The sequence below is a fragment of the Ruegeria sp. YKSF131 genome (assembly GCF_059612645.1).
In genome coordinates this window covers 1-11,145 of the sequence record NZ_JBXWQZ010000092.1, presented here as the reverse complement: position 1 = coordinate 11,145, position 11,145 = coordinate 1, and the positions used below count along the sequence as shown (strand labels likewise).

Genomic DNA, 11,145 nt, shown 5'->3' with positions numbered 1-11,145 from the left:
TCAAGCAAATGCCGCAATCAAAGGCCGGACACAGGACTGTACTGACCAGCCGCGCAATCAGAGCATTTTGTCCTTGCAAAGCAGACGCCATCCACACAGGACGAAGTTGCCATTAGCTGCACTGCGGCGCCCGAAGGCCTTGTGAGGGTTTGCTTTCTGTTCGAAACTGGTTTGCATAGTATTGTACAATGTGACTGGAAGGTCCGCTTTTGGACCTGAACTGTAAGCTGAAACAGCAGCAGGAATGTTGTTCCAAGCCCAGTTTGCAGGATCAGAGCGCGACAGTGCCTGAGTGGTTGGGTGCGTATGTTGTGGAAGCGCCTGCGCATCCATCGCCTGGGGGAACGGAACTCGTAGGTCCACCCGGTCAACTATAGGAGCCACGAACCTTCTAGTCGTCTAAGTCTGTCGCTTCAGCCTTTCGGAATACTATCAACGTCACAAACAGCCCACCAATGAGCAACATGTGAGCCGCTGCGGTAACGCCGAAAACGAAGTAGCTTCCAACTATGAGCGAGAAAATCGCACTCCACATCCAAGCCAACATTTGCATCAAAAAATGTGCAGTAGACAAAGATTGGTTCTTAAGTGGGTTTTTGGTTTCATCCATTACCGAAGCCCATACCGATTTTATGTTGAAACTACTATCCATGGTTTTTCTCCCAGATCTAACTGAAACCAAACCCACAGACCCGAAGAAATAAACTTAGTAAGCGCTCCGCCATTTGGCAAAACGATAAGGCGAAACGCCGGTCGTCCGTGGTTGGTAGTAATTAAAATACGTACACATTGCTCCACTGGACCAAAAAAACCCGCGCTGCCAGTTCTAGAGGGCACGAGGCAACACGGCTGTGTGCGGTAGTAAACAAATACGTAGGTTCCCTGGGCCAGAAAAAAACCTGCGCTACCGAGGGGGTCATCGGAAGTTGAATTTCCTAATTTTACCCGTGAAAACAAAAAGGCCCACGTTCCGTAAACAATCAATTTTTTTTGTTCCTCAAATGGAAGCAAAATCAGTTGGAACCGGTCTTTAAGTACATTTGGTCCTATCAACGTCATACCCAGCGGTGGAAGTGCTGGGCTGTATCAGGAAATGGGCACTTCTAATCAGAGATTAAATTCGGTTGAGTGATAGTCTGCCAGCGATCGCGGAGACTATCACAACAGCTTTGTATGACCCGGGATATAAATCGCGCAGGTCCCAAATCCTATTACCGACCGCGATCGCCACCACGATTGGAGACTTGGCCGTCAGCAAGACCAACGGCACTAGCGCTGCCTTCATTGCCCCAGCCGCCGGTTCCACCACCGCTTACAACGGAGGCTGTACCTCTGCCTTTACCGCCAAGGTCCCGGCCCAATGTTGCACCACCACCCGACACTGCTGCTGCCATCGACTGCGCGAGATCACTATTTCCGTTTCCAGTATTTCCCTGGCCTGGCCCAGCGAATGCAACAGGCGCAGTCAGCAGCATCGAGACAGTTGCACCGACAAAAAACTTAGTCATGTTACTCACTCCCTTTATACTTGAGTAATAATGTTACGTGAGTGCTTGGCGATCAGATCAATCCTTGTCCTTATGATCTCGCCTTGCGCGCGCATTTTTTGTCCAAAAGTCAAAGTCCGCTTTCTCAAAGCGGACGCTCGGCAAATTTGACTGATCGTCTGCTCTGCGGACCTTGCCGACGTACAGCTTTCCGGCTTGAACGACTGGTATCTGCAGTTCGCGACTGTGGCTCGCGTCTCTGAAGGCGCGACTGGAGGCTGCTGCGGGTGCAAAAGAGAAAGCCGGACGAAAGAAGAAGCGGTCGTTCAAGCATCCAATTTCTGACCGAAAGACTCGGATGACCGGGTCGAGCCCAGAGCGTCGCATGCTGCGTTATGAATGAACTAGCGCAATGCGCGATGTGCGGACATTGCCCATGGAAGGAGCACACCTATCAAGGCCGTTCTCAGAAAGCCTTGTCACTGCAACGCACCTTCACCGAAGCAGCCGCTCGTTCGCCGTGCAGCATTGCAGGTCGAACGACCGACAGCAGTGTGGGATCCGCCTCGTCGAGAGCTATGGCAGCTATGCCTATCGCAAGGTTCTTGCATTGCTGCCGATCGAAGGCTGGCGGGTTAACCACAAGAAGCTGGAACGCCTCTGGAGCGAGAAAGGGCTGCAACAGCCACAGCGCTTGGCTGAGGGGCGAACTAAGACGCGCGAGAACTACGTTGACCCGTGAAGAACCTTAGGGTCAGAGGTCCCGAAAGGCATTGTAGATGAACACTATTCCGGACACAGCGATCAAAGCTTCAATCAAGTAGTCATGCACGCGCGTTCCCATCAGGCGGACCAATCTGCTTGCGACCCATGTTCCGGGAAACGTGACCAGCCCCATAAAGAGACCAAGCAGGATCAGCCGTTGGTCCAAGAGACCCATGCCGTAGAACGTGCCTGACCTCGACAGGGCGTTGGCGAGGCCGATTACGGCGTCAGTTCCCAGCAAGAGCGGTCCGCTAAGACCGATGCTATTAAAGAACGCGATGACCAACATGCCCGATCCGGCGGCCGTTCCGCTCATAAACCCGAAGGCCAGCCCTAGACCGGCAATCGTCTTGATTCCCGGCTCAAACGAGGTGCGCTTTAGATAGCGGCGCACAGGCAGAATCAGGATCAGAACCGCGCCGAGAAAGCCAAGAAAGTAGGTATCCGGTATCTCGCGCAGGAAGCTCGCGCCAAGATAAATGCCGGGTAAAGACGCGACCGTGAACTGGATCGCAGGCTTCCAGACAATCGTGCGCCAGTAAAAGTAAATGCGAGAAAGATTCGCGCAGATCGCATAGACCGCTATGAGAGGGATGACCGCTTTTGGCCCGACCACGGGGGTCAGCACAATGACAATGATGAACGAACCGCCAAAGCCGCCCAAACCGCTGACGAGGGCTCCGGCAAAGGCCGCCGCCGCAATCATGGCGTACTCAAAGAACATGTCCTCTGGCCCTCTTGGCGTCAGTGCGCCATCAGCACCGGGATCTCTGCGTGCTTGAGCATGTGGCTTGTGACCCCGCCCAAAAGCCGGTGGCGCAAACGAGTATGCGCATAGGCGCCTGTCACGAGCAGATCGCAACCTTGGTCGGCGGCCAGATCGAGAAGCGCAGCACCAGCAGACGCGGCCTTGTCGTCAAGAAACCGGATTTCAGCCGACACACCATGATAGGCGAGGTAATCGGCTGCATCCTGCGCCGTCGGTCGATCAGTCGGTGTGTCTGATCCGGCCCCAATAATCACGCCCGAGGCGCGCTTGAGGAAGGGGAGCGCCTTCTGGACCGAGTTTGTGCTTTCCAGCCCGCCGTCCCAGCCGATCAGCGCCTTGGTGATACTGATCTGCCACATACCGCGCGGCACGAGAAAAACAGGCCGCCCAGTGTGAAGGATCGCTTCTTCGAATGTCGCGGTCGCTTCGCCAGATTTCGAATGCGGGATCACGATCAGATCGCTGACCCGGCCATGAACCGCCACAAGCTCGCTTCGTGCGCCGTTGATTTCGCACCAGGATGCCGTTGGCAGCCCGTCTTCAGGCTTAACCGAAACGGCAACGTCGTTCTCGGCGCAAAGCTGTTCGAAGTGGTTTCGCAAATCGCCGCGATTCTGGTTTGCATCGCCATCCATGATCGAAATGACCTGCTCGCGCACGGTGGCCGACAGAGCAAAAAGCTCGGTCCCAAGCAGGTCGCTTGGTTTCGATTGGGCGAAAATGACCTTGAGGTGGGCGTTGAAATGCCGGGCAAGCGACAGGGCGCCGCGCAAGCGCTCGATCTCGTTGCCGCGCGAATAGACCGGCATCAGAATGACTTTGGGATCCATGAGCGCTACTCCCCTTTCGCGATAGCCGCCAGCGTGTTGATGTCTTCGACCGTCTCAAAGTTCCAAACGGCATCGGCGAGAGCGTTCGATGCTTTGTCTCCAAGGATTGGCGACATCAGTTCAAGCGCTTTCGCCTGCACATCCTCTGGTGACATCGGGTTGCCCGGTGTGCCGTAGACGACCTTGGTATGATGGCGGAACGTGGCGCCACCCTTGGTGCCGACCTCGAGGATCGCCTGCCGGGCGGGCCGCGCTATCGTGAGCTCAGGCGACGGAATGGCCGTCATCTTTTCGCGCAAGGCCAGAATGGCCGGATCGCCCATTCTTGCCTTGTCGTGGCTGGTCTCAAAACTCGCGCCGCCGTCGATCAGCGTGACGGCGACCATGTGCTGTAGGCAAACATCCGGCATGTCGCGGTTGTCGACGATCGTCAGGCGGTCGTCGGGCATGATGAGATCGATCTTTTCTATGTCGGCGACGTCGAGCCCTTGATCCAGAAGCGCCATGGCCGCGTCGAGGGCCGCCTGAATCGGCGAGCCGACGCACCATTTTTTGATCGACGCTTCCATGATCTCGAAACGCGTGCCGAGGCCAACGGTCAGGACATCCGCGTCAGGGTTTTCGGCGAAGGCCGAAAGGTAGTTCAGCTTGCCTTCCAGCGGGTCCTGAACCCCTGTCAGCCCGGCCTCGACCATCACCGCTGCAGCCACACCGTTGCGTGCGCCCATGCCGCCGAAGTCGAAGGCTTTCTCGACATGCTCGCTATCGCGTTCCCAATAAGGGATGCCGCTGGCCTGCTGGACCGTGTAGGATAGCGCAGAGGCCGCCTTTTGCTTATCAAATCCCATTAGTGACGAGGCAGCCGCCGATGCCCCGAAAAGAGCCCCTAGGCTGTGGGTGCTGTGGGTTGCCGTCCGGGGCCCCGAAACCCCCAGAGCCATCGAAAATCGCGCACCGATATCATAGCCCGCGGCCACCGCGTTCAGAACCGCCTTGCCCGATGCGGCCCGTGCCTCACCCACGGCAAGGGCTGCCGGAACAACCGCACAACCGGGATGAAATCGGCCTTCGAGATGGCTGTCGTCGGTTTCGTCGGCGTGACCCGAAATGCCGTTGGCCAATGCGGCATTAATTGCCGTTGTTCGGATATCGGTGCCCCAGACCGTTGCTTCGGGCGTACCGCCCTGGGTCGCGATGAATCCTGTCGCCAGCCGTCCGGCTTTCAGGTGCGCGCCGGAGATGACGGCGGCCAGCGAGTCGAGCAGGTGGCACTTGGTCTTCGTTGCTACCTCGGCCGGCAGATCCTGACCGGCGACGGACGTGATATAGTTCGCCACCTTCTGCGTCGTGCCCGCAGGGGCCCGCATGTCAGGATCGTTCCTCGGCATCAGGCAGAGACCGTATCCATGATTTCACCAAGGCTGGGCAGCGTCTCGAAGTCACGGGCCAGCCTGAGAAACGCTTCCATCTTTTCCTCGCTCAGAACACCCGCCGCGGCGTCTCTGAATTTGTCCGAAACCTCTTCATAGGTCAGCGGATTTTTCGGCCCACCCCGATAATGCGGATCGGACTGCTCGAAATAGGTGCGGCCATCTTTTGTTGTGAGCGTGATGCGGGCGACGATGACGCCCTTTCCCATCTCTACGATCTCGGGGTCGAGTTCCGCAGTCACCTTTGTCTGCATTTCCTGGCACTCGGGTGACTGCACGAAGGCATCAGAAAACTCAGCGAGACCCGCCTTACGGCGTAGCACAATGGCGGCCATCTGGAACGCGACGCAGAATTTCGCTTCCAGCTCGTTGTTCGCGTGAAGGATCCGCAGCGGCCCGGGGGTAATCACGTTTGCGCCCGTGCGCACCTCGATTTTCTCAACGTCCTCCGGCTTGATGTCGTGCTTCTCGACGAGTTTCTTCATCGTATCCATGCCGGGATGGCCCACCACGCCGCTTGGGTAGGGCTTGATTGACGTGCCGGGATAGATGATCGCCCAAGGATCGCCCATGCGTCCGATGATCTTGGTAGGATCATACCCGCCGCCAAAGGCCTCGAAGAAGCCGCGCCCAGCTTCAAGTGCATTGGCCGGCCCATCCATCCCGAGCGAGGCAAAACGGGCGGCCGTCACCCCGTTTTCAGCGGCGCGCGACATATTCAGCGGCTTCGACATGGTGCCGTGATTGGCCCCTACACCGGCTGACATTGTCGAGGCCATACCCATGGCATTGCACATCTGCTTGTAGTCGAGCCCCATCAACTTGCCCGCGGCGATCGTCGCCCCGAAGATGCCGATTGTGCCGCTGGTGTGAAATCCGCGCCCACCCGTGAAGTGGTCGGCATTGATCGCCTCGGCTATCTTCACCTGCACCTCGAAGCCCAGAATGAAAGCCGTGAGAAATTCTTCCGCCGAGACGTTCAGATGCTCGCCGACCGCAAAGCAAGCCGAAAGCGGCTGAACGGTCGGATGGATGAGGACGGACCGATCTTTTTCCTCGGACAACGCCGTGTCGTCGAAATCCAGCGCATGGCCCGACATTCCGTTGATTTGGGCCGCGACGTGAAGCGGCACGCGCATGCTGTCTTTGCCAAGTGTACGCGCCTCTTCGGCGCCACCGACTTGGCGGGCGAGTTTGCGGAGGATGCCGGGTGCCGGTTCCTTCGAGCCAGCCAACATGCAAGCAGTGCCATCCACGATGCAGCGTTTCGCGATCTCGATGGCTTCGCCCGGCAGGTCTGCATAGTTGGTGTTGAGGGCGAATTTCACCAGTTCGTGGGTGACGCCGTTCTTGGCGGTTTGGTCAAGAGCCATGAGTAGATCCTATTGCAGAGGCCAAGGGAGAGAGAGGTAATCTTGCAGAAGGCCGGTTGGGTAGCGCAGCGTGAGTTGATCGGAGATGATCCCGAGGAAGAGAATGAACCCGACCCCGCCAAGGATTGCCTTCCACCACCGGACATGCGCCGCGCGATAAAGAAACAGCGCGATGAAGGTCGCAATCCCCAGTACGAAGCCGACAAGCCCCGAGAAAAGAAGCATCACGACCAGCATTCCGATGTAGAACTCTGCCGAGCGCCCCCCTTCAGGTACGGATTTCAGTTCGGCATCGTAGAAGAAATCGGACGGTGCGCGCTTGAAAGCCATCATCAGCACTACGGGCGCCAGGAACACCAGCGTGCTGACCGAGGCGACCAATGGATACATCCCGGTAAGCGAGTTGAATTTCAATGCGTCCTGGAAGACATAAATCGCGAGCGCGATGACACCGGCAGCGAAAATCCACTGCGGCATCAGTCGAAGATGGCTGTGCGGGCCGTCGACGGTAACGGGTTCCGAACTCCTCTGCTTGAAGAAAACCGCCAAGGCTATGGACAGCACCGTTAGCGCGATGAGCACCTGAACGATCGGGCGTTCGACGAACGTGATCCCATACAGCGTGACCGTCTGATAAACCGACGCTTCGACCCGGGTTGACAGTACGAAGCCGATCAGGAGCGCCGGCCGCGACCATCCGAAGCGCTTCATATAGATGCCCAGAACCGAAAGCAGCAGTAGCGCAATCAGATCGCCCCAGTTCCTGGTCGCCTGAAAGGCGGCAAAAAAGATAAGGCCAATCATGAACGGAGCGATCAGGGTGTATTTGATCGTTGTGATACGTGCGATCTGCGGAGCCAGAAAGAAACAGATGCCCGCGCCCACAATATTGGCCACCGCGATGGACCAGATCATCAGATAGACCTTGTCCATATTGTTATCGATCATGTCCTTGCCTGGCTCGATGCCGATCAATATCAGTCCGCCAAGCAGGATCGCCATACTTCCCGAGCCGGGGATCCCGAGAAGAAGCGTCGGGACCAATGCTCCACCTTCCTTTGCGTTGTTGGCCGATTCAGGCGCCACGACGCCGCGCGGGTCGCCCGTTCCGTAGCTTTCACGATTTTTGGTGGTCTGGACGGCGTGACCATAGGCGATCCAGTCCACAACGCTGCCGCCCAGTCCTGGCAATGCGCCGATCAGCGAACCGATCATCGAGCAACGCAACGAAAGCCACCAGTTCTTCGCCCAGTCTCGGAACCCCTGCGCCCAGCCCGTGCGCTCCAGTCGGCCGGTTTCGGAAATTGTCGACTGCCGGCGCAGAAGATCCACGATCTCGGGCGTCGCAAACATCGCAAGACCAATAATAACGAGCGGCAACGGATCGAGCAGGTATTCCGTGCCAAACGCGGCGCGCTGAACTCCGGAGAGCGGAGCCGAGCCCAGAGCGCCTAGAAGAAGGCCGAGGCTGCACGCCGCCAGCCCTTTCCAGATGTTCGCTCCCGTAAGGATGCCGACCATGGAAAGCGCAAGGATCACCAGCATCAACTGCTCGCCAAACCCGATCTGAAGGATGATGGGCGTCGCAAATACAACTGCGAAGGACAGCACAAAGGCGCCGAAGATGCCGCCAAAAAGAGACGAAACAAACGCGATGGACAGGGCACGTGTTCCTTCGCCTTTTTTCGCCATCGGGAACCCATCGAGCACCGTGGCCTGCGACCCCGATGTTCCGGGGATGCCCATGAGCACTGAAGGGAATGTGTCGGAGGTCGTCGTTACTGCGAGAAGGCCAATCATCATGGCTAGCGCAGAACTTGGCTCCATACCGAAGACGATTGGAAGAAGAAGGGCGAGGCCAGCCGTCCCGCCAAGTCCCGGCAGGATGCCAACCACGAGTCCGACGACAACTCCGGCCACCAGGGCCAAAAAGGTCTGAAGTGTGGTTAGTTGAGCTAGCGCTACGATCGCCGCGTCGTACATATCACTCCTCCCCGTTTGGTATTTGTTTTGGCGTCGCCGGCCTGCGGACTTAGCGGACCCTGCGTGAGTGTATCCACTTGCTACCGGAATCGCCGCCGGGCAAAGCAGGGCGGCGCCGATTTGGCCCCGCTCAACTAGGTTTGAACTACAAGTCTAGTTCAGGGAGGTATCGAAGCGCTCTTTCAGGAAACCTGCAGCCCATTCGCGGACTTCCGGATCAATTGCCGTACCGGTGGCCATGGCCCGTTGAGTTTCGTCGCCAAAGTTCAAGGGCATGGAACCGATCTCGCGCGGGAGCGCGGCGATGATTTCCGGATCAGACGTCACCTTTTTCATCGCGTCGATATAGACCTGACGGATATTGTCAGGCGTGCCCGGCGGCAGCATGACCGCCTTCGACAGCATTACCTTGGCGTTCATCAGCGCCTTCTGCATCTCGTAGGCGGTGCCGCTAGGTGCTTCGCCCATCACTGCTTCGTAGAACTCAGGAAAAGTCGGGGTATCCGGCAGATCCGGGTCGCGCTGCAGCTTACCATTCTCGTCTATGACACCGTAGCTCCAGACCGGGTTAACCTTGGGATCGTCGCCGTAGTCCTTGAGGTAGGACCTTACGTTGTCGGTGTTCACGTTCATCTCGCCACGCTGAAACGCGGCTTCCGCGTCCTTCGAGGCCAAGCCGAATATGTAACGCGCGTCCACACCCAGCATCTCCATCGACACAAAGTCCAAAAGCTCCGCCGATAGCGGCGTCTCTGTGCCGAACCGGATGTTGGCAGACTTCAGAGCTTCATAATCTGCCATCATGTCTTCATGGCCAAGCCCCAGGTCATCGCTGATTGCGTACATGGTGGCACCACGAGCAAATCCCGTTACCGCAACCCATTCATTTGGGTTGTACCTGGCAACGTCCGAACCGAGAATTACAGGTAGCAGCGACGAAGTCGAAGCCATGATCAGCATCGTGCCATCATTCGGAGCGTTTTCATGAAAATCGTTGGACGCAATCACCGAACCGCCTCCGGGCTTGTTCAGAACGATTACGTTGGGTTTGCCGGGCAGGTGCTCTCCCAATTTGGATTGCAAGAGACGCGTAAGACGGTCGGTGCCGCCGCCTTCACTGAAGCCGACAATCCAGGTCACAGTCTGACCTTCAAGCGTGAAGTCATTGGCCAAAGCAGTGTTGGGCGATGACAGCGCAAGAGCTGCAGCGGCGCCCACAAGCAGTTTCTTCAATCCATTCAGCATGGATGGTCCTCCCTTAGTCGAAGCGGCTTTTCATTCGGATAGCCGTTCAAGATCCACTGTACGAGGAGGTTGACACCGAGCGATAGTTTACACAAATTCAAAAAACTCAGGTATTAGTGAGCCATGGGAATTTATAAATGATCCGATACACTTCTCTTGGCGAAATCATCTCGTTCGTCACCGTTGCGAGGCTTGGAAGTTTCGCTTTGGCTGCCGATGAACTTCTTGTTACTCAATCTGCGTTATCCAAACGGATCAAGAAACTTGAAGACTCGATCGGTGCACCTCTGCTTGATCGGACCACCCGTTCGGTCGCAGTTTCCACCCTTGGAAGGGAATTCCTGCCAAAGGCGAAGCGAATTATTGAAGACTACAACCGCTCGCTTAACGACATGTCTGAGCTTGTGAAGGTGCGCAAAGGCATCGTCACGCTTTCCTGCAATATGACTTTATCAGACACGTTACTGCCGGAAATCATCGATAGGTTCAAAACGACCCACCCAAATATCCGTGTCAGGGTACACGAGGACTCGAGCCCACAAGCACTTGAACGGGTCCTAAGCGGGCAGTCTGAATTGGCCTTCGGCACGTTGGGTGAACCACATCCTGAGCTAGACTTCGAGCAATTGATTGACGACCGCTTTGTCATCGCTTGTCACAAGAACCACCCACTGGCGTCGGCGACATCGACCACCTGGGAGGAGGTAAAGAACCAGCACTTCATCCTGCTTAGGCCGGAGAGCGGTACACGCAAACTCCTACAACGCCACCTAGGCACTCTCTACGATGTGCTTTCGAACGACATACAGGTCGGGCATTTCCATTCGCAACTTAGCCTCGTCGCACGGGGGATTGGAATAGCGGCAACTCCCTCCCTCATCCGGCTCTCAGGGCGCGACCTCGACATTGCGATCATCCCAATTTCTGAACCAACAATCAGCCGCAAACTTGGCATTGTGACTTACAAGGGCCGTGCCCTATCCCCGGCAGCCGAGAAACTTCGCGAAGTGGCCGCCTCGGTCATGCGAGGCGCTGATGGCTAGCCCGATTTCAATGGTCCGCACGATTGTCGGTGCATCTCTGGATTCTGGTGCATGTGGACGATGGCTTTAGCCTCGGCTCGGAACCGTCATCCAAGAAATTCAGACGAATATCGCATGGTTGAAGGACCGCTCCTTGTGCCTGCCCCGAGTTCTGTTGCGTCTGCACAAAACAGCTGGAAGCCTCTCCACGCTATTCAGGCCGCAGTCGCGAACCGCAGAT

General features: G+C 56.9%; 10 protein-coding genes. 2 read left to right on the top strand and 8 right to left on the bottom strand.

Annotated features, from left to right (window positions below; genetic code table 11):
* Window positions 1-391 precede the first annotated feature (391 nt).
* Window positions 392-652 (bottom strand): hypothetical protein, encoded by a 261-nt coding sequence (locus AC2FLZ_RS20785; RefSeq protein ID WP_496882710.1) that lies wholly within the window; start codon window positions 650-652, stop codon window positions 392-394.
* A 559-nt stretch (window positions 653-1,211) separates the two neighbouring features.
* Window positions 1,212-1,508 (bottom strand): hypothetical protein, encoded by a 297-nt coding sequence (locus AC2FLZ_RS20780; RefSeq protein WP_170615118.1) that lies wholly within the window; start codon window positions 1,506-1,508, stop codon window positions 1,212-1,214.
* 415 nt (window positions 1,509-1,923) lie between these two features.
* Between AC2FLZ_RS20780 and AC2FLZ_RS20775 the strand changes: the two genes are divergently transcribed.
* Window positions 1,924-2,229 carry an IS3 family transposase gene (locus AC2FLZ_RS20775; RefSeq protein WP_496717068.1) on the top strand — a complete coding sequence of 102 codons (306 nt, stop codon included), beginning with the start codon at window positions 1,924-1,926 and terminating at the stop codon, window positions 2,227-2,229.
* Window positions 2,230-2,241: 12 nt separating this feature from the next.
* On the opposite strand, the gene AC2FLZ_RS20770 is transcribed toward AC2FLZ_RS20775, so the two are convergent.
* The 6 genes from AC2FLZ_RS20770 to AC2FLZ_RS20745 form a co-directional block, all read right to left on the bottom strand.
* Complete coding sequence (locus AC2FLZ_RS20770) at window positions 2,242-2,976, bottom strand: sulfite exporter TauE/SafE family protein (RefSeq protein ID WP_496717066.1); 735 nt, start codon at window positions 2,974-2,976, stop codon at window positions 2,242-2,244.
* Window positions 2,977-2,996: 20 nt separating this feature from the next.
* Window positions 2,997-3,851 carry a universal stress protein gene (locus AC2FLZ_RS20765; RefSeq protein ID WP_496717065.1) on the bottom strand — a complete coding sequence of 285 codons (855 nt, stop codon included), beginning with the start codon at window positions 3,849-3,851 and terminating at the stop codon, window positions 2,997-2,999.
* Between the two features lie 5 nt (window positions 3,852-3,856).
* On the bottom strand, window positions 3,857-5,188 hold the full coding sequence (locus tag AC2FLZ_RS20760) for an MmgE/PrpD family protein (protein WP_496882709.1): 1,332 nt from the start codon (window positions 5,186-5,188) through the stop codon (window positions 3,857-3,859).
* Between the two features lie 50 nt (window positions 5,189-5,238).
* Window positions 5,239-6,654: an MmgE/PrpD family protein gene (locus tag AC2FLZ_RS20755; protein WP_496717062.1), complete on the bottom strand. Its 1,416-nt coding sequence runs from the start codon at window positions 6,652-6,654 to the stop codon at window positions 5,239-5,241.
* Between the two features lie 9 nt (window positions 6,655-6,663).
* Entirely contained in the window at window positions 6,664-8,637 is a 1,974-nt protein-coding gene (locus AC2FLZ_RS20750; RefSeq protein WP_496717061.1) for a tripartite tricarboxylate transporter permease, read from the bottom strand.
* Window positions 8,638-8,790: 153 nt separating this feature from the next.
* Window positions 8,791-9,882, bottom strand: a complete 1,092-nt coding sequence (locus AC2FLZ_RS20745; protein ID WP_496882708.1) for a Bug family tripartite tricarboxylate transporter substrate binding protein — start codon at window positions 9,880-9,882, stop codon at window positions 8,791-8,793.
* Window positions 9,883-10,019: 137 nt separating this feature from the next.
* Between AC2FLZ_RS20745 and AC2FLZ_RS20740 the strand changes: the two genes are divergently transcribed.
* Window positions 10,020-10,925 carry a LysR family transcriptional regulator gene (locus AC2FLZ_RS20740; RefSeq protein WP_496882707.1) on the top strand — a complete coding sequence of 302 codons (906 nt, stop codon included), beginning with the start codon at window positions 10,020-10,022 and terminating at the stop codon, window positions 10,923-10,925.
* The last annotated feature ends 220 nt before the right edge of the window (window positions 10,926-11,145 follow it).